The organism is uncultured Planococcus sp. (genome assembly GCF_947501725.1).
GTDB lineage: Bacteria > Bacillota > Bacilli > Bacillales_A > Planococcaceae > Planococcus > Planococcus donghaensis_C.
Genome location: NZ_CANMXD010000004.1, coordinates 321,752 through 340,793 on the forward strand (window position 1 = coordinate 321,752; position 19,042 = coordinate 340,793).

The window sequence follows — 19,042 nt, forward strand, 5'->3', positions numbered from 1 at the left end:
TGAATCCCCCTATTTCTCTACTTGTGATTGATTTGCCGTAAGTCTATCAATTCGACAGTTTCTGTCATTTTCCTGCATGAAAGCGGTTATTTCCTGGAGATTCTTTTCAGGATCCTTCAAGGCATCAATCCAGAAAATCGGCAATTTGTTCTTAAAATAGGTAAACTGCCGTTTGGCATATTTACGCGAGTTCTGCTTAAGCTTGATGATCGCATCTTCAAGGCTTGTACGTCCATCGAGATAGTCATAAATTTCCTTATAGCCGATGGCATGAATCGATTGCGCTTCCCGGATGCCTCTTTGCCGTAAAGCTTCGACTTCTTCAATCAAGCCGCGTTCAATCATGCTGTCCACACGCTGATTGATGCGTTCATACAGGATATCTCTTGGAATATCCAACCCGATGATAACTTCATTGTACATTGGCGACAACGTCAGTTCACGGTCGCTTTTTTCCTGGCCGCTCATCAGGTTTTCAATTGCCCGTACAACGCGGCGTGCATTATTAGGGTGTATCGCTGATTGCGGATCCAGTTCCAGCAATTTCTGGTGCATCTTTTCAGGACCGAATTGTTCCAATTCCTTATTCAGGCTGTCGCGCAGCTTTTGGTCGACCGCTTCTTCGGAGAAGCGATAATCGAACAACACTGCCTGCACATACATTCCCGTGCCGCCGACAATGATCGGCAGTTTGCCACGCGAACGTATTTCCGCAATTTTCTCCCGTACCAGCTTCTGGTATTCAGCTACCGAAAAGCTTTCATCCGGTTCTTTAATATCCAAGAGATGGTGAGGAATTCCCGCCATTTCTTCCGGTAGAATCTTTGCTGTTCCGATCGTCATATCCCGGTAAATCTGCATGGAGTCCCCATTGATGATTTCGCCGTCCATCTGTTTGGCCAATTCGAGGCTCAATGCCGTTTTCCCGGATGCTGTCGGACCAACAATGGCCACTACGTCAATCATTTCCGCACATCCAATCACCAATGATTTCAAAGTGAGCGTGGCGATCAAGTTCATTCAGCAATTCATGCCTGCCCTGTTCTGAGAGGTAAACTTTAACATTGACCATTCCCGCTTCAACAAATTGCTTCGCTGAGCTGAAAACGCCTTTGCCGTTATCACCAACCGGATCCTTTGCTCCACTGATCAACAGGACCGGCAAGTCTTTCCGTATTTTGGCGATTTCTGAAGGTTTATTGATGACAGCAAGACCTGAGAACAAATCGATATAAAACTGATTGGTCGATTCAAAGCCGCACCAAGGATCAGCTTCATACTTTGCAACTGCTTCTTTGTCCCGGGTCAACCATGCATAGGAGGAATCTTCTTCTTTAAACGGTTTATTGTAGTTGCCGAAAGTCATCTTGCCAAGTGCTTTACTCGGCTGCTGCTTGCCCTGTGATTTCGCTGAAGCCACCGCCACCGCCAATCCGATTTTCCCGGATGTACCGGGATCTCCGCCTGTTCCGGACAAGACCACGCGACTGATGTCTTCGCTGTACAGCTGCATATAACGGCGAGTCACAAACGAACCCATGCTGTGGCCAAATAAGATCAGCGGCAGGTTGCCGGTCGACATCTGCACTTCCGTGATGACTGCATGGGCATCTTCAACCACGCGTTCAAATCCATCCTGATCCGCAAAATAGCCTTTTACACCGTTGCGTTCTGCTGTTTTCCCATGGCCGCGCTGGTCGTGGGCTGAGACGATGAATCCGCGGGAAGCCAGATACTCCGCGAATTCCGTATAGCGTCCGATGTGTTCTGCCATTCCATGAATGATATGGACATGTCCAATCGGGCTTGGTGGTTCATAACGCATAACATAGAGTTCCTGCCCATCGGAGACGCGTATATAGTCTTTGCTAATCTGCATTCTCCACACTCCTCCTTAACGTGTCGTTTCACCTATGCTATATCCATACCCAAAACTCTTTCGGGTAAGCCTTGATAAACTTAATTCATTACACGTTTGAACATCTTTTCAACATCGTAGGTTCTGAAATGAATGATGACGGGACGTCCATGTGGACAAGTGAACGGCTGTTCCGCTCTTTTCAAATCCGCAAGCAGACGTTCCATATCGTGTTTTTGAAGAAAGTGATTGGCTTTGATCGACCGCTTGCAGCTCATCATGATTGCCGCATCTTCACGCAGCTTCTTGACATCCACTTTGCGTTCAGTCAGGACCTGTTCAATCAAATCTTCGATGACTTCCTGTTCGAAGCCTTTCGGGAACCAGGTCGGGTATTCCCGGACAATAAATGAAGTATCGCCAAATTCTTCGAGGAATACACCGCTATCGGACAGGACACCCAGATGATCTTTTAATCGTAAGGCTTCGTCACGGCTGTAGTGGAAAGTCAGCGGCAAAAGCAGGGACTGCCTTTCATCGCTGTCGATCTCCCCTACTTTTTCGCGGAAGTATTCGTATTTGATTCGTTCCTGTGCTGCATGCTGATCAATCAGGTAAAATCCGTCACTGCTCTGCGCCACAATATAAGTGCCATGGATTTGGCCCACCACTTCCAGTTCAGGGAATTGCGGACTGTCATCTACTTCGGGCTCTTCCAGCGTCGGCAGTTTCTCTTCAAACGAGACAGGATCAGATTCTACCAGTTCCTGCTCTTTTTCAACCGGCAGCTCATGCCATTCCTCAACTGCATTGTCAGGTAAGGGCTGTTTCGGTTCTTGGACTGTAAACGAACTTTTCCACAGATCCAATTGCTTGGTAGGTGCTTGTTTGACCGGTTTCGGCTTGTCGATCACGGGAGCACGAACTACCGTACTGATGGTCCGGCGAATGGTTTCGTATATCAATTCCATCAATTCTTTTTCTTTGCTTAACCGGATCTGCTGCTTGGCAGGATGAACGTTGACATCCGTCAAATAAGGATCGCCTTCGATATTCAGCACAACAATCGGCTGCCGCTCGAGCGGCAAAAAGGTATGGTAGGCTCTATGGACCGTATTGGCGATAGCGTAATGCTTGACCCATCTTCCGTTGACGAACAAGGATATATAGTTTTTATTGGCGCGCGTGATTTCAGGCAGTGAAGCATAACCTGAAACCTTGTAGTCATGCGACTGCCCTTCAAACGGAATCATCTTCTTGGCGATTGCCACTCCATATATATCAGCCAGCACACGTTTGATTTCTCCGCTGCCGGATGTCTGAAGAATCGTTCTGCCATCGTGCGTCAGCTTGAACGCGATTCCAGGATAGCTCAATGCAAAACGATTGAGGAGATCAATTGTATGGCCAAGCTCCGTCTGCAGCGTTTTCATATACTTCAGGCGTGCAGGTGTATTGAAAAACAATTGATCGATTTTGATATCCGTCCCTTTTCTAAGGGAACCGGCCCGGTGTTCAGTCAGGCGTCCGCCTTCCATCTGTACAAAAGTTCCGCTCACACCATCCGATGTATGCAAGGTCACTTTAGAGACCGAAGCGATACTGGCCAGGGCTTCCCCGCGGAATCCAAGCGTCCGGATGCGGAAGAGATCATGTTCATTGGCGATTTTACTGGTGGCGTGGCGGGAAAACGACAGCAAAGCATCATCTGCGTCCATGCCGGCACCATTATCGATGATTTGGATGGAGGTCAATCCTGCTTCGATGAGCAGCACTTCAATCGTTGTGCTTCCGGCATCGATGGCGTTTTCCACCAACTCTTTGACGACTGACGTCGGCCGTTCCACCACTTCACCAGCGGCTATTTTATTGGATAGAGGTTCGTCCATCAATTGAATGATGCCCATAGTCTCACTCCTTATCGTTTAACTTCTGCTGCAGGTCGTTCAGCATCTGCAGAGCTTGAAGCGGCGTCATTGCGGATACTTGAACGTCTTTGATTGTCTGCAGGATTTCATCTTTTTCAGTATCGGCATCATCAAAAAATGATAATTGCTCAATGGTTTTTGGCTGTTGTTTTTTATCTTCTTCAAAGGTTTTCAGCAATTCACGGGCACGGGCCAGAATCGGTTCCGGCAAATTCGCCAGTTCAGCGACATGAATGCCGTAACTTTTATCAGCTGGGCCTTTTTTCACTTTATGCAAAAAGACCACTTTGCCCGATTGCTCCATTGCCGCCACATGGACATTATGCAGTTTATCAAGCGAAGCTTCCAGCGCCGTCAATTCATGGTAATGCGTAGAAAATAGTGTATTGGCGCCGATTTCTCTATGGATATATTCAATCATCGACTGGGCAAGTGCCATGCCGTCATAGGTCGATGTGCCTCGTCCGATTTCATCAAAAAGCAGTAAGCTGTTTTTTGTAGCATGGGTAATGGCGTATTGCGACTCAAGCATTTCGACCATAAACGTACTTTGCCCTGAAACCAGGTCATCAGCCGCTCCGATTCGAGTGAAGATTTGGTCGACGATCGGAAGATTTGCGGATTCAGCCGGCACATAACTGCCGATCTGCGCCAACACAATCGTCAACGCCACCTGTCGCATATACGTACTCTTACCCGACATATTCGGGCCGGTAATCAGCAGCATGTTTTGGCCTTCCGCTAGAATGCAGTCATTCGGTACGTAATGCTGCTTATTGAGCATTTTTTCAACGACCGGATGACGCCCTTCAATAATGGAAATTTCATTGGCATCATTGAACTCAGGTTTCACAAAACGATATTTCTCAGCAACATTGGCGAAACTCAAAAAGACATCCAGTCCGCTGAGCGAAGAAGCCAATCGCTGAATACGTGAAATATACTGTTTGACTTCATCTCTGATGGCCACGAACAAATCGTATTCAAGGGATAGGCTCTCTTCTTCAGCCGTCAAAATCAATGCTTCTTTTTCTTTCAGTTCAGGCGTTGTATAACGCTCCGCATTGGCCAAGGTCTGCTTGCGGTCATAGCGCTCCAGATCCGCCAAGTGCATATTGGCTTTGGACATTTCAATATAATAGCCGAAAATGCGATTGTAGCCAATTTTCAGGGATTTGACGCCTGTCAGTTTGCGTTCTTTCTGCTCAAGCTCCGCAATCCAGTCTTTGCCGTTGCGTGAAGCATCCCGGTATTCATCCAGTTGCTGGTTGAAACCGTCGCGGATAACGCCGCCTTCTTTTGAAGACAGGGGCGGATTTTCACTGATGGCCTGCAACAACTCGCAGACTTCTATACAGCGGTCCAGCTTTTCGCTGAATTCCACCAATGCCGGATTGCCCGAATTGGACAGCTCTTCGATCAGTGTCGGCACTTTCTCAAGCGAACTCCGGAGTTGCGCTAAATCGCGTCCACTTGCGCTGCCAAAGGCGATACGGCCCGATAGACGTTCCAGGTCGTATACTTCCTTCAGTAGCCCCTGAAGCTCCACACGCACGAAATACTGGTCGATCAAAGCCGCTACCATCTGCTGGCGTTCTTCGATCATCCGCTTGTTCGCCAAAGGCTGATGCAGCCATTGCTTAAGTTTGCGGCTGCCCATCGCTGTTACAGTTTCATCCAACAGCCACAACAGCGTTCCTTTCGTCTCCCCGCCGCGGATCGACTGCAGCAATTCCAGATTGCGCTTCGAATGGAAATCAATGCTCAATAATTGATTGTTTTCTTTATAGGCAAAGGTTTGGATATGGTCGAGTGATTGCTTTTGGGTGCGGGAGATATACGTCAGCAATCGGTGGCAGCTCATCTGCAGATCTGCCGGACAGGCGGATACCTGCGCTGGAGCCAGCGGATAAGCGTCTTCCATCGTTTCGATGGATAATACCAAATCCTGCTCTTCTTCAGTCAACAATAAAAACAATTGCTCTGAAACCACCAATTCACGGATGTTTAAGGACTGTAATTCCTGCAGCAGGGCTTTTTCCGTCCCCATTATGTATGTGGCTGTCGCTTCACCTGTACTGATGTCTACATAGGATAGGCCGAATCCATCTGCCAGCTCATCGGCGGCTGCCAAAAATACATTTGATTTGGAATCGACGCTCTTCCCTTCTGTATGCGTGCCTGGTGTAACGAGACGCACCACTTCACGCTTTACGACCCCTTTGGCCGTTTTCGGATCTTCCACTTGTTCGCAGATGGCCACTTTATGGCCTTTCAGTATTAATTGATCGATGTAGTTCTTCGCTGAATGATGGGGAACGCCGCACATCGGAATTCGATCATCGCCAGTTCCGCCACGGCTCGTCAGTGTAATTTCTAAAATTTGTGATGCGTTGATGGCATCATCATAAAACAACTCATAAAAATCGCCCATGCGGAAAAATAAAAACGCGTCCAGGTATTCGGACTTCACTTGAAAATATTGTTGCATCATCGGTGTCGGTGCCATTCTAAAACCTCTTTCAAATCGATTCGTCGTTTCTCCATTATACCAAAAATCAAGGCTGAAAAGAAAAAACTGAAAGAGCTTTGGCTCTTTCAGTTTCAAGCTGAAGGGAAATTTTTGGTTTGGTGCTTTTATTGAACACTTAGGGTTGTTTCTGGTTTCCATTGTCCAGACTCTGGTGCCCAGTTGCAAGTGCCTAAAACCTTATTGCTCCTGCAGCACTTCGTGCTTCGTCGCAAAGAGGTGGCTCAAACTACCTTTGAGCCACCTCTTGTCTGTCGGAGCTGAACGGCCGTTTCCCCTTTTCTTTTGTCTAGCTCCAGCGATCAGCCCCTCGGGGTCATAAGTCCCTCTGGCAATGCGGCTGAAGAAATGCCGCACAGCCAAAGCGTCTTATGCCTGTCGGGGCTAGACGATCGCTTCCGCTTTTCTTGTTAATCGCAGCTTCCCGGTGTGTCGTTGCGTACTTTTGATCCGGTTTCGCCGCGCAGCAAGTCGCCGCCTGTTTCCGTGATGATATTGTTCGTTACTTGGTTAGCAATGGCAGTTGAAACCATCTGCAATAACGAATTGACGTCGCTTTGGGATTGCTTGAATTCCTGGACGATCGGCACTGCGTCGATTTCTTCTTCGATTTTAGCGATTTTGCCTTCAATCAAAGTTAATGCGCGTTCTTTGCCGTATGCCTGGAAGTTGACTGCCTGTTTCTGCAGGCTCTTCAAGCTGGCGATTTTTTCACGGATCTGTTGGTTTTCATTGATTTGTGCTTCCGCACGCTTAAAGAAATCCACTTCTTCTGTTGCTGCGATCATATCTGCTACTTCGCGCGCTTTCGCGACGATTTCCTGTTTTGTATACGTCATTTTTAGACACCCATTTCTGGTCTGATACGACTTCTATAAGTTCACCGTTCAACGACCATTTTTTAGTTTTAGTAATTCTGACTGCTTGATTTAATACATACGCAACTATTTACAAGCCGGGCTTTTCAAGCTTGCCACTCTCCCTGATTGTACAGGTAAATGGATCGGATCGACAAGATTTCCGCCTTGTACAAAGACTCTAATTAATGAACCGTCGATATTTGTGTCAAGTTGATGAAAAACAAGACAGCGCATAGACATTTTGAAAAGATTGGCTCTAACTTTTCCGAATTTTTCTGCGAAAAACAAAGCTGTGCCAGTCGAGTGAAATAAAAGTTCTCTGTTCGTGAAAAAACTTTCAATCGATACCTTATTATACTGAAAATCAAGTATGTTCTACAAGGTGTCTATTCCAATTGTCGGAGTTTCGTCAAGAAGCTGATGATTTAACCTTGGAACGGATAATCCTCATTGATGTAAACCCGTTCAAAAGCTTTCGCTTTGCCTGTTTGGTCATCGACTTCGGTAAAAAATCCGCTGACTACTGAACGACCACGCTTCGGCACTTCGAATCGAGTTGGCATATTCGTTTTGAATCGGTAGAGCACCGCTTCTTTATTCATGCCTAATATCTCATCATACGGCCCGGTCATTCCGACATCCGAGATATATGCTGTGCCATTCGGCAAAATGCGTGCATCGGCTGTCTGAACATGTGTATGGGTTCCGACAACGACTGACGCGCGGCCATCTAAATGCCAGCCCATTGCAATTTTTTCACTGGTTGCTTCCGCATGGAAGTCCACAAACACCAACGGGGAAATTGTTTTGGCTTCAGCGATAAGTTCATCCGCTTTTTGGAATGGGTCTTCATGCGGCGGCAGGAATACACGGCCGTGCAGATTGATCACAGACAAAGTCTGGCCGTTTTTTGTCACCGTCGCCATCCCTCGCCCTGGTGCTTCATCCGAAAAGTTGGCAGGACGGATCAAATAATCCACTTCATCGATGAAGTCAAAAATCTCTTTCTGGTCCCATGTATGGTTACCCATCGTCACCATATCCACGCCCATAAACAGCAGATCCTGATAAATGGCTTTGGTGATGCCGCGTCCTGCTGCTGCGTTTTCCCCGTTGGCAATGATGACGTCGGGCGAATACTTTCTTTTCAATCTAGGCAAATACGATTCCAATGCATCTCTTCCGATTGATCCTACAATATCTCCAATAAATAAAATTTTCACAAACTCACCTTTTTCCATAAGAAAAAGGCTTCTTTGAATAGACATTCATCGAAGCCTCACCCTTATTATTTTGCGTATTCAACTGCTCTGGTTTCTCTGATAACCGTAACTTTGATATGACCTGGATAATCCAGTTCCTCTTCAATCCGTTTCCGGATATCCCGGGCCAGACGATGCGCCGTCATATCATCGATTTGTTCAGGGCGAACCATGATACGGATTTCGCGACCCGCTTGAATAGCGAATGATTTTTCAACGCCTTCGTACGACTCGGAAATTTCTTCAAGTTTTTCTAAGCGGCGGATATAATTTTCCAGTGTTTCACTTCTTGCACCAGGCCGGGCGGCAGACAATGCATCTGCTGCTGCAACAATGACCGAAATGATCGATGTCGCTTCCGTATCCCCATGGTGGGAAGCAATACTGTTGATGACAACCGGATGTTCCTTGTACTTGGTTCCAAGCTCTACTCCGATTTCTACGTGGCTTCCTTCCACTTCATGATCAATCGCTTTACCGATATCATGGAGGAGTCCGGCACGTCGGGCAAGCGTAACATCTTCCCCAAGTTCCGCTGCCATCAAGCCTGACAGGAATGCAACTTCCACAGAATGCTTCAGTACATTTTGTCCATAGCTCGTACGGTAGCGAAGGCGTCCGAGAATTTTGATCAAGTCAGGATGCAGGTTATGAACACCTACGTCAAATGTGGTTTGTTCACCAATTTCACGAATTTGTTCATCCACTTCGCGTCTTGACTTTTCGACCATTTCTTCGATGCGTGCAGGGTGGATACGGCCATCTGATACCAGTTTTTCCAGAGCCAATCGTGCTGTTTCACGGCGGATTGGATCGAATCCTGACAGAATGACCGCTTCCGGTGTATCATCGATGATTAAATCGATGCCTGTTAAGGTTTCAAGCGTTCGGATATTACGTCCTTCACGCCCGATGATACGGCCTTTCATTTCGTCGTTCGGCAGGTTGACTACCGATACGGTAGTTTCCGCCACATGGTCTGCTGCAAAACGCTGCATCGCCAATGACAAAATGTTTTTCGCTTTTTTGTCCGATTCTTCTTTGGCGCGGGCTTCCGATTCTTTCATCATTACCGCAATGTCAGTTGAAAGTTCTTTTTCAACATCCTGCAGGATGATCGATTTCGCTTCTTCGCGTGTCAAAGATGATATACGTTCCATTTCGGACTGTTGCTGGCGGACTAACTCCTCAGCTTTGCTCTCCATCTGTTCAATATGCTGTTGTTTTTCTGCGAGTGCTTCGTCTTTACGTTCCAGACCCGCTTCTCTTTTGTTTAATGCATCATCCTTGCGATCTAAATTTTCTTCTCTCTGCAACAACCGATTCTCTTGTCTTTGTAATTCAGATCGGCGTTCCCGAATTTCAGATTCTGTTTCAGTACGCAATTTATGATTTTCGTCTTTCGCTTCCAATAAGGCTTCTTTTTTCAGCGCTTCAGCTTCTCGTTTTGCATCTTCGACTATTTGCTCCGCAGAATTTTTAGCGCCTGCAATATTGGAATCGTTTGCTTTTTTCACTGCAAAATAACCAACAACTACACCGACGATGATACCAAGCAAAGCGAAGATGAACTCATTAATACCCATTCGGACACCTCCTCTTGCTATTAATTTTTTTCATTTCAAAAGATGAATAATGAAAACTTTCTTTCACTGCAACTAGTTTAAAATTAGTAAATTATACAATTTTAATTGTATAGATGGACTTATGTCGTGTCAACCCAGGAAAAGCGGAAGCGGCCAACAGTCTATGCGGCTTACCTGGGAATCCCGCCCCTTAAATCCAAATCACTACAGAAAAGCCGCAAAGCTTCTGCTTAGCGACTTTTCCTTACTTATGATGAGGAACCTTATTTATCGTCTTCGTCAATCAAAAGATTGAATTCTTCGGGCTCTTCCTTGCTGCCTGCAATTGTATAAGATGCAGCTGCCATCCCATAAGACTCACGGATTTTCCCTGAGATCTCATTGCGGACTTCCGGATTGTTTAAGAGGAATTGCTTAACATTTTCACGGCCTTGACCGATTCGTTCTTCATTGTACGAGTACCATGAACCGCTCTTTTGAATGATTTCCAGTTCAGAACCGATATCGACGATTTCACCTTCACGGGAAATCCCTTTTCCGTACATGATATCAACTTCAGCTGTCCGGAACGGTGGTGCTACTTTATTTTTAACCACCTTAATTTTTGTTCTGTTACCAATGATATCAGTACCGGATTTCAACGCTTCGGCACGGCGCACTTCCAAGCGTACAGATGAATAGAATTTCAACGCACGGCCACCGGGAGTTGTCTCTGGGTTACCGAACATAACACCGATTTTTTCACGGATCTGGTTGATGAAAATGACAATCGTGTTTGATTTATTGATGACACCTGACAATTTACGCAAGGCTTGCGACATCAATCGTGCCTGCAACCCCATATGTGAATCGCCCATTTCGCCTTCAATTTCCGCTTTTGGCACCAATGCTGCAACCGAGTCGACGACTACGATATCAACCGCTCCGCTTCGGACAAGCGCTTCAGCGATTTCCAATGCCTGCTCACCTGTATCCGGCTGAGACAGAAGCAATTCATCGATATTGACACCCAGATTTTTTGCGTATACCGGATCCAACGCATGCTCTGCGTCGATAAATGCGGCTGTCCCACCAGTTGCCTGAACTTCTGCAATCGCATGAAGAGAGACAGTTGTTTTACCCGAACTTTCAGGACCGTATATCTCGATTACGCGCCCACGCGGATATCCGCCTATTCCTAGCGCTGTATCCAATGCCAATGAACCACTGGAAACGGATGATATATTACGGTCGGTTTTTTCCCCCAATTTCATGACAGAACCTTTACCGAATTGCTTTTCTATTTGTTTTAACGCCATGTCTAATGCTGCTTTACGATCGCTCAAAAGAAATCCTCCTCTAAATGAAAACCTAATTTTCTACCTGTTTCTAGTATACTAGCTTATTGAGAAATACACAAGAAAAAAGCGAACGTTTATTCGCTTTTGTTTTTCAAAACGAATTTTTAAACGCTCTATTTATGGCATTCCCCATTTTTGGGTATGAAAAAACACGCAAAATTAAATTTTGCGTGCATCTTCATCGGTTAAAGTCCGGATTACGTAATGCAACGCCAATTTGACGGCGCGCAAACGATTGGTATTGCGCATTCCTGACAACTGGAGACGATAAGATTGAGATCCTTCATCCGCAGCGATTCCAATCCATACAGTCCCTGCCGGCTGATCGCCATGAGCATCTGGACCTGCTGCACCTGTCAATGAAACGCTGATATCGGTTTTGAACTTATCCTTCACCGCTTCTGCCATCGCCAGTGCTGTTTGTTCACTGACCACTCCATACTCCGCCAGTAACTCAGAAGACAGGCCAAGCTGATGAACCTTCATTTCCTCGTTATAGGTAATGACACCACCTGCCAGAACTGCGCTTGCTCCTGGAACAGAAGCCAGTTCTGACTGAAACAGGCCAGCAGTCAAGCTTTCAGCTGCTGAAATCGTTTTGCTTTGTTCTTTTAGCAGCTCAATTGTTTTGGAAGCCAAGGAATCATTGTCATAGCCATAAAGGTAATCACCTACTAAATCCAAAATTTCATCTTTGGCGCCATTGATCAATTGCCAAGCTTCTTCTGTCGTATTGGTTTTAGCTGTAATGCGCAGCGTCACTTCGCCGTCAGCAGCCAAAGGGGCGATGGTTGGATTGGTCTGCTTGTCGAGAATATGGTGCAGCCGGTCTTCAAGCTCCGCTTCGCCAATACCGTAAAAACGCAAAACGTGCGAAAGGATGACATCCGCTTTATTCAATAAATGCGCCAGTTTCGGTTTCGCCTCGAATTGAAACATCGGCTCCATTTCTTTTGGCGGACCGGGCAGCAGTATGTAGACACGTTCATCTTTTTTATACATCATACCCGGGGCCATTCCATTATGGTTGACGAGGATATCGCTGTTTTTCAGCACTAATGCCTGTTTTTTATTGTTTTCAGTCATCGGACGTCCTGCGCGCTCAAAAAAAGCGACAATCGAATCCAATGCCTCCTGGTTACTTTCAAGTGTTGTATCGAGATGGCGGGCAATGGATTCTTTCGTCAAATCGTCTTTTGTCGGCCCTAGCCCTCCAGTGAACAGGATCAAGTCAGCACGGCTTTCCGCAATCTTTATCGCATCCTCCAGTCGGCCGGCATTGTCTCCCACTACTGTATGGTAGTAAACATTGATGCCAAGCTCTGCCAAGTGATTGGATAGAAAACGGGCATTCGTATTTGTGATCTGTCCTAATAATAATTCCGAACCTACCGCAATGATTTCTGCGTTCATTTGTTCAATCCCCTTTGTAAAAGCCTATTTTGAAGCCATTAATGCACGGCGATTGGCATAGAAATAATCCCATCCAGACCAAACTGTAAAGATTAAGGCAATGTAGAGCATAATTTCGCCAAACGGCAAGCCAACAAGAGTGAAAATAGTATTATGCAGCAATAATGCAGCAATCGCTAAAATTTGTGCAGTGGTCTTGATTTTGCCAAGGCCTCCGGCAGCGACGACTTCCCCTTCGCCTGCAAGCACTAAACGCAAGCCGGTAACCGCAAATTCACGGCTGATGATGATGATGACGATCCATGATGCTGCAAAGCCAAGCTCCACTAAAATAATTAATGCAGCTGAAACCAAGAGCTTATCAGCCAATGGGTCTAAAAATTTTCCGAATGTTGTAACCAGATTGTATTTGCGGGCATAGTAACCATCGACCCAATCCGTCAAGGAAGCAAAGATAAAAATAAGTCCTCCGACAAAATGGGTGACAGGCATATCAGCTCCGAAAAGCGTCATTGTCCCCCAGTCAAAGCCGGCTAGCATGACCACCATAAATACTGGAATCAATAAAATCCTCGAAATGGTGATCTGATTTGGTATGTTCATTATTGTTTCTCCTTTCAAACTTTCAAGAAAAATAGCCATCCAAAGATGGCTATTCGGCGTCCGTGAATTGAATAACGATATTTTGGGGTTGAAGCTGTTGTGTATACTCGATCGGTTCACCGTTCAGTGTCAGTGCAATATTCGAATAGTCACCGATGCGCAAACGAACGGTTTCCACTTCCGATAAATCAATTGTTTCAGTTTCTTCGGCTTGCATAACACGTGCTTCAGAAGTCAACTCGTTTTGGTTCTCGTCTGTGGCCGCAATCCAGGATGGACCGCTCGCAGCTATTTCAAGCTGACGCTCTGCGGGGCCCTGCCATGAAAAAGTCGTTGTTTCTCCTTGCGTTTCTTCTACAGACAGAACAGCTTCTGGTTCTGCAGGTTCTTCTGCAGGCTCCTCCACCGGTTCTTCCGCAGTTTCTTCTTCCCTTGGTTCCGGCACAGAAGTAACAGGTTCTTCATACGGAACTCCACCTTCTTCCTCCACCGGAGTACTTGCCGTATCGGTGTTTGTCGAGGCACTGTAAAAATACCAGGCGACAGCAAGAATCAGAACAATAAACAAGGCGACGAGAACTTTAGGGATAAATTCGGCATACGCTTCATTCGGAGCCGTTCTACTTACCGACCGGCTTCTGGAAGTTAGAGCACTTGGCATTTGTTTTTGAGCAGCAGGTTCGTTGGCCGGCATTTCAGTTTTGTACTGGTCCAGTAATTCCTCGCCATTCAGCCCAACCGCTGCAGCGTACTGCTTGATAAAAGCGCGCACATAGAACGATCCGGGCATCATGCTGTGGTTGCCATCTTCTATACCAGCCAAATACCGCTTCTGTATCTTAGTCAAGTCCTGTAAATCTTCCAAACTATATCCTTTGGCGATTCTGGCCTGTTTCAGCCGAGCACCCAACTCACTCAAAACGATCACCTGCCTACTTAGAAGTTGAATCCGTCTCCAAACATATCCCCTTGTGATTTTTCATCCATGAAAGTATTTTTTTCGAGCACTTCATAGGTGATTTTCTCTTCCGGATGGTGGCGTAATTCAATAATATAATCAAAATCATCAATACTGTACTCAGATTGCTCTACAAACTTATCGGGATGCTCCACAACTTTGATCGTCGGCATGCGCATCATCTCCCGCACCAATTGCATATGCCGTTCATCTGCCGAACGGCGTGTAACGATGCCATCAAGGATGAAGATGTTGTTGGCATTGTGTTCATCTCCCATCAACTGGTTTCGGACAGTCTGCTTGATCATCGTCGAGGACAGGAAAATCCATTTTTTATTGGCACTGACGCTTGCCGCTACAATCGACTCGGTTTTGCCGACACGTGGCATGCCTCTTAATCCAACAAGTTTATGGCCTTCCTGCTTAAAGATTTCTGCCATAAAATCAACAAGCAGACCCAACTCGTCCCGCACAAAGCGGAAGGTTTTGCGGTCGTCGGCATCCCGCTGAATATACCGGCCATGCCGGACTGCCAGTATATCGCGCAGCTTCGGTTCACGGAACTTCGTCACGGCAATCGTTTCAATTGTCGAAAGGATCTGTTCAAAACGCTCCAGCTGGACATCGTGTTCTGCCCGCAGAAGCATTCCGCGTCGGCCCTGGTCCACGCCATTGATGGTCACGATATTCACCCGCAGCATTCCCAGCAGAGAAGCGATGTCGCCAAGCAGGCCCGGACGGTTGACTTGAATTTCGTATTCGAAATACCATTCTTTCATACACTATCCGACCTTTCTCCATAAGGGTTCCCTATAGGAATCTCTAGTTAATATGATAGCTGATTTGCCGCTGTTGGAAAAGGGGCATATAGATAGAGGAAAAGCTCTGGACTCCCCTTACATCAGCCATCCACCATTGATACGCAGTGTTTGCCCTGTCATATAGTCCGCTTTTCCACTGACCAGGAAATCGACAGCATCAGCTATATCTTGAGGAGTTCCCAGTCCTAATGGAATTTCCTCTTCGATTTCCTGCAGCTCTTCTGCAGAATAAGAAGCATTCATCTTTGTCAGTATAAATCCAGGTGCTATGGCGTTTACACGCGTTCCCGACGGTGCCATTTCCTTGGCATAAGCTTTGGCAAACGCCAACTGGGCACCTTTGACAGCCGAATACATGGTCTCCATGGAAGCCCCTGTCTCGCCCCAAATAGAAGAAATAAAGACAACATAAGACTTCTGATGACGATGAAAAAAGGGGGATATTGACCGGATTGCTGAAATCGGATTTTTCACATGCACGCGCCACAACGCTTCCATATCCTGCTCTGTTGTGTCAATCAGCATCTTGAGCAGCGATTGGCCACTGGCAACGACGATGCAGCTCGCATCGTAAACATTTCCTGCAAGCCGCTGCGCTCCTGCTTCATCGGTAAAATCAGCCTGCACAGAGATGAATTCCTGCGCAGGGTATTGTTCCGCCAATTGCTGCGCAAGCGCCTCTGCCGGATTGGTGTTCCAGTGGAGGTAGAGGGACCAGCCGCTCACCGCCAACTGCAATGCGATGCTTTCGCCAATCTCTCCCGAAGCTCCCAACAGCACAGCAAACCGTTTCACTGTGCATCCTTTGCCGGCGGCATGATGGTAAAGACGGATTGTTGGGATTCGTGGCTCACTAATGCAAATGCATTTTGCAGATCGGCCACTTCCAGACTTTCCAATACAGGCACAACATCAAACAAGTTCATTTCATTGAATGCATAATGTGTAAACTGGTTGGCGATATATTCCGGAGAATTCAACGCTCTCAGGAAAAAGCCGATTTTCTTGCGGCGGACCCGATCAAGGTCTTCCTGTCCAAAAGGCCATTTTTCAATCGCATTTTGCAGCGTATGTTTGATTTCCTTTATCAGGATTTCCGGTTTGTGGGTATCAGAGCCGATCAAAGCATAACCAAAACCATTTTCCAGTGAATAGTCAAACGAATAGGACTCGTCGATCCAATCGTTTTCATAGGCGTGGTGATAAAAGTCAGATGTCCGGCCAAACAGCAATTCATAAGCCAATTGTGCAGCCAATTCATGCTTCAGCATATCCGGTCCGATCAGATCCAATTTCTCCGGTTTTACGCCGTAGAACACTTTTGGCTTCTGGACACTCATTTCCAGAACGCGTTCCTTGATTGCCACTTCTTTGGGCTCATCAGGGTAAATGCGTTTGATTTCTGTTGGTTCCTCAAATGTTTTCTGTGACTGGTCTTTCTTCACCAATTTCATCATCTTGTCCGGATCGACGTTGCCGACGATGAATAAAACCATGTTGGATGGATGGTAGAAGGTGTTGTAGCACGTATATAGATGTTCTGCGGTAATGTCCTGGATTGACTCTACCGTTCCGGCAATATCGATTTTCACCGGGTGGTTCTCATAGAGATTTTCAATGATGCCGAAATACAGGCGCCAATCCGGCTGATCGTCATACATGGTGATTTCCTGCGCAATGATGCCTTTTTCCTTCTCGACGGTCTTTTCGGTGAAATAAGGGCTTTGGACAAAATCCAATAAAGTTTTAACGTTTTTATCGATTTCACCAGTTGCCGAGAACAAATAGGCCGTCCGCGTAAACGAAGTAAAGGCGTTTGCAGAAGCTCCCTGTTTGCTGAACTCCTGGAATACATCCCCTTCTTCTTTTTCGAACATTTTATGCTCTAAGAAATGGGCGATGCCATCCGGTACTTTAATCGGTTCGGTTTCGCCTTGAGGCACGAAATGGTTATCGATCGAACCATATTTGGTCGTGAAGGTCGCAAACGTTTTAGAAAATCCTTTTTTCGGCAAAATGTATACATTCAGGCCATTATCCAGTTTTTCATGAAAAAGCGTTTCTTCCAATTGGTCAAATTCAACTTTATGCATCTTTTTCGTCCTCCTTGCCTGATAGGAAATACGTCATTTCCAAAGACAGTTTCTGAGCTACAGCTGCAATGTCTTGTTTCGTAACATTGTTCCATCTGTTGATCATGAATTCGGGTTCAAATGAATCAGTCAAGTCCATGTACTGGTCATAGATATCGATCTGCCCGCGAGCTGAATCCAAGGCTTCTTTTAATTGATTTGTCAGCAACGCTTTTGTCTGGTCAAGTTCCACGTCGGAAATATTGCCTTTTTTGACTTCTTCCAATTGTTCCAAAATCAGAGCCACAGCTTTTTCTTCCAGCTTCGAATCGATGCCAGCCAACACAAACATCAAACCGAATTGCGAAGCAAATGAACTGGATACATAGTAGGCCATGCTTTCCTTTTCACGGATGTTCACAAACAGCTTCGAATGTGCGTAACCGCCAAAAACCCCGTTCATCAATTGCATGACCGGGAATTTTTCGTCGCGGAATGTAATCGGTGTAAAGAATGCCATATGCAGCTTGCCCTGCTTCATGTCTTCGTATTCAAGGACATGTGATTGCGCAGGCTTAACCAATTCCAGTGGAGGCGCAGAAATTGCCTTTTCCCGACCTTTGAAGTGGAAGAAATCACGGATATGCGAAGCAATCATCTCTGGCTTTACATCGCCCACTGCATAGATTTCGATTTCATTTTGTGTCAGCATTTCTTCATATTCAGCAACCAATTGTTCATTGGTGACGTTTTCCACATCTTCGATTGTACCGTTTGATGTAATGGAAGCCGGATGGTTGGGCAAGGCCAACTCCATCATACGCTGCTGGGCATAACGTGTTTTCTCATCAAAAACTGATTCGATGCGCTGCACGATGGCATTTTTTTCCCGCACAAATATAGACTCTTTGAATAAACCATGTTCAAAATTGGGTTTGAACAGGACGATATACATCAAATTCAGCACTTTTTCAAGTACGCCTTTTTCAGAAAGGTATTGGTCGTTCACCGTTTCAACATTCAAGGTCACAATATGTTCATTGCCCCGTTTTGAAGAATCTATGTAAAGAGACGTTCCATATAGGTCATCCAGTACCATACGGAGCGCAGTGTGTGAAGGATATACCTCATTGCTGTGCTGCAGTACATTTGCCAGAATCGAACGTGCAGACGCTTTTTCCTTGGTCAGCTTATCTTTGAATTTAATTGAAAAATTTATCGTTTTAAACTGTGTCGTCTCATTAACATGTACATTAACACCTTTGGCGATGTTGATTGTTTCAAACATTTGGAATCCCCTCTCGTCGTTCATGTACTAACTATACCGAACTTTTTCCGTTAATTGCAAATAAAGAAAAGCGCAGGTGCCCGTTTTAGTCCTGACAAGCGCTGGAGGACTTTCCGGTAATGGCGCTTTTTGCCATTGGTGGAAAGTCCGAAGCGACCTCGAGGGACTGGGCACCGGAGCTGGACATAAAGAAAAGTGAAAGCGGCCCGTTTAGATTCGACGGGCATAAGACGCACTGGCGAAGTGGCGCATTTTGCCACATAGCCAGGAAGGCTTATGAGCCTAGAATCTGGCCGCTAGAGCTGGACAATAGAAAAGCGCAGGCAACTAACTGAAGCTAACCTAAGGGCGCGACGTCCTGTCGCGACGGTTAGCTGACCCGCTTCCTGCGCGCCTCTGACAAGCGCTGGAGGACTTTCCGGTAATGGCGCTTTTTGCCATTGATGGAAAGTCCGAAGCGACCTCGAGGGACTGGGCACCGGAGTTATGTAATTAAAGAACCACAAGTCCCCGCTCCCTTATG

At 46.2% G+C, this 19,042-nt stretch carries 15 protein-coding genes; all 15 read right to left on the reverse strand.

The genetic code is table 11. The features are described 5' to 3' along the window. Positions 1 to 9: 9 nt before the first annotated feature. The 15 genes from miaA to Q0785_RS08305 all read right to left on the reverse strand — a co-directional run bounded on the left by miaA (position 10) and on the right by Q0785_RS08305 (position 18,519). Positions 10 to 966: a tRNA (adenosine(37)-N6)-dimethylallyltransferase MiaA gene (gene miaA, locus Q0785_RS08235; RefSeq protein ID WP_298828354.1), complete on the reverse strand. Its 957-nt coding sequence runs from the start codon at positions 964 to 966 to the stop codon at positions 10 to 12. Continuing rightward, positions 959 to 1,879, reverse strand: a complete 921-nt coding sequence (locus Q0785_RS08240; protein WP_298828357.1) for an alpha/beta hydrolase — start codon at positions 1,877 to 1,879, stop codon at positions 959 to 961. Before Q0785_RS08240 ends, miaA begins: the two co-directional genes overlap by 8 nt. 80 nt (positions 1,880 to 1,959) lie before the next feature. Then, on the reverse strand, positions 1,960 to 3,765 hold the full coding sequence (gene mutL / locus Q0785_RS08245) for a DNA mismatch repair endonuclease MutL (protein WP_298828359.1): 1,806 nt from the start codon (positions 3,763 to 3,765) through the stop codon (positions 1,960 to 1,962). 4 nt (positions 3,766 to 3,769) lie between these two features. After that, entirely contained in the window at positions 3,770 to 6,295 is a 2,526-nt protein-coding gene (gene mutS, locus Q0785_RS08250) for a DNA mismatch repair protein MutS (RefSeq protein WP_298828361.1), read from the reverse strand. A 431-nt stretch (positions 6,296 to 6,726) separates the two neighbouring features. Further along, complete coding sequence (locus Q0785_RS08255; RefSeq protein ID WP_146556681.1) at positions 6,727 to 7,155, reverse strand: RicAFT regulatory complex protein RicA family protein; 429 nt, start codon at positions 7,153 to 7,155, stop codon at positions 6,727 to 6,729. A gap of 446 nt (positions 7,156 to 7,601) precedes the next feature. Next, on the reverse strand, positions 7,602 to 8,399 hold the full coding sequence (locus Q0785_RS08260; RefSeq protein WP_298828366.1) for a TIGR00282 family metallophosphoesterase: 798 nt from the start codon (positions 8,397 to 8,399) through the stop codon (positions 7,602 to 7,604). Positions 8,400 to 8,464: 65 nt separating this feature from the next. Continuing rightward, positions 8,465 to 10,024: a ribonuclease Y gene (gene rny, locus Q0785_RS08265; RefSeq protein WP_298828369.1), complete on the reverse strand. Its 1,560-nt coding sequence runs from the start codon at positions 10,022 to 10,024 to the stop codon at positions 8,465 to 8,467. A gap of 263 nt (positions 10,025 to 10,287) precedes the next feature. Beyond that, complete coding sequence (gene recA / locus Q0785_RS08270) at positions 10,288 to 11,349, reverse strand: recombinase RecA (RefSeq protein ID WP_223633119.1); 1,062 nt, start codon at positions 11,347 to 11,349, stop codon at positions 10,288 to 10,290. A 174-nt stretch (positions 11,350 to 11,523) separates the two neighbouring features. Then, entirely contained in the window at positions 11,524 to 12,777 is a 1,254-nt protein-coding gene (locus tag Q0785_RS08275) for a competence/damage-inducible protein A (RefSeq protein WP_298828374.1), read from the reverse strand. Between the two features lie 24 nt (positions 12,778 to 12,801). Further along, a complete protein-coding gene (pgsA, locus tag Q0785_RS08280) occupies positions 12,802 to 13,380 on the reverse strand; it encodes a CDP-diacylglycerol--glycerol-3-phosphate 3-phosphatidyltransferase (protein ID WP_298828377.1) in 579 nt (192 codons plus the stop codon). Positions 13,381 to 13,429: 49 nt separating this feature from the next. Next, positions 13,430 to 14,299: a RodZ domain-containing protein gene (locus Q0785_RS08285; RefSeq protein WP_298828380.1), complete on the reverse strand. Its 870-nt coding sequence runs from the start codon at positions 14,297 to 14,299 to the stop codon at positions 13,430 to 13,432. 17 nt (positions 14,300 to 14,316) lie between these two features. Further along, entirely contained in the window at positions 14,317 to 15,117 is an 801-nt protein-coding gene (locus Q0785_RS08290; RefSeq protein ID WP_142826530.1) for a YmfK family protein, read from the reverse strand. Positions 15,118 to 15,234: 117 nt separating this feature from the next. Next, complete coding sequence (locus Q0785_RS08295) at positions 15,235 to 15,954, reverse strand: SDR family oxidoreductase (RefSeq protein ID WP_298828387.1); 720 nt, start codon at positions 15,952 to 15,954, stop codon at positions 15,235 to 15,237. After that, positions 15,951 to 17,252 (reverse strand): pitrilysin family protein, encoded by a 1,302-nt coding sequence (locus tag Q0785_RS08300; protein ID WP_298828390.1) that lies wholly within the window; start codon positions 17,250 to 17,252, stop codon positions 15,951 to 15,953. The genes Q0785_RS08295 and Q0785_RS08300 overlap by 4 nt, the downstream gene beginning before the upstream one ends. Further along, the gene (locus tag Q0785_RS08305; protein WP_298828392.1) at positions 17,245 to 18,519 is read right to left on the reverse strand and encodes a pitrilysin family protein; all 1,275 of its coding nucleotides are present in this window, start codon (positions 18,517 to 18,519) and stop codon (positions 17,245 to 17,247) included. The genes Q0785_RS08300 and Q0785_RS08305 overlap by 8 nt, the downstream gene beginning before the upstream one ends. Between the last annotated feature and the right edge of the window lie 523 nt (positions 18,520 to 19,042).

Excerpts from the sequence above, each read along its gene's own strand:
- Q0785_RS08300 (WP_298828390.1), bottom strand. The coding sequence starts at position 17,252 with ATGCATAAAGTTGAATTTGACCAATTGGAAGAAACGCTTTTTCATGAA.
- miaA (WP_298828354.1), bottom strand. The coding sequence starts at position 966 with ATGATTGACGTAGTGGCCATTGTTGGTCCGACAGCATCCGGGAAAACG.
- mutS (WP_298828361.1), bottom strand. The coding sequence starts at position 6,295 with ATGGCACCGACACCGATGATGCAACAATATTTTCAAGTGAAGTCCGAA.
- Q0785_RS08305 (WP_298828392.1), bottom strand. The coding sequence starts at position 18,519 with ATGTTTGAAACAATCAACATCGCCAAAGGTGTTAATGTACATGTTAAT.
- Q0785_RS08290 (WP_142826530.1), bottom strand. The coding sequence starts at position 15,117 with ATGAAAGAATGGTATTTCGAATACGAAATTCAAGTCAACCGTCCGGGC.
- Q0785_RS08255 (WP_146556681.1), bottom strand. The coding sequence starts at position 7,155 with ATGACGTATACAAAACAGGAAATCGTCGCGAAAGCGCGCGAAGTAGCA.
- Q0785_RS08240 (WP_298828357.1), bottom strand. The coding sequence starts at position 1,879 with ATGCAGATTAGCAAAGACTATATACGCGTCTCCGATGGGCAGGAACTC.
- Q0785_RS08275 (WP_298828374.1), bottom strand. The coding sequence starts at position 12,777 with ATGAACGCAGAAATCATTGCGGTAGGTTCGGAATTATTATTAGGACAG.
- mutL (WP_298828359.1), bottom strand. The coding sequence starts at position 3,765 with ATGGGCATCATTCAATTGATGGACGAACCTCTATCCAATAAAATAGCC.
- pgsA (WP_298828377.1), bottom strand. The coding sequence starts at position 13,380 with ATGAACATACCAAATCAGATCACCATTTCGAGGATTTTATTGATTCCA.
- rny (WP_298828369.1), bottom strand. The coding sequence starts at position 10,024 with ATGGGTATTAATGAGTTCATCTTCGCTTTGCTTGGTATCATCGTCGGT.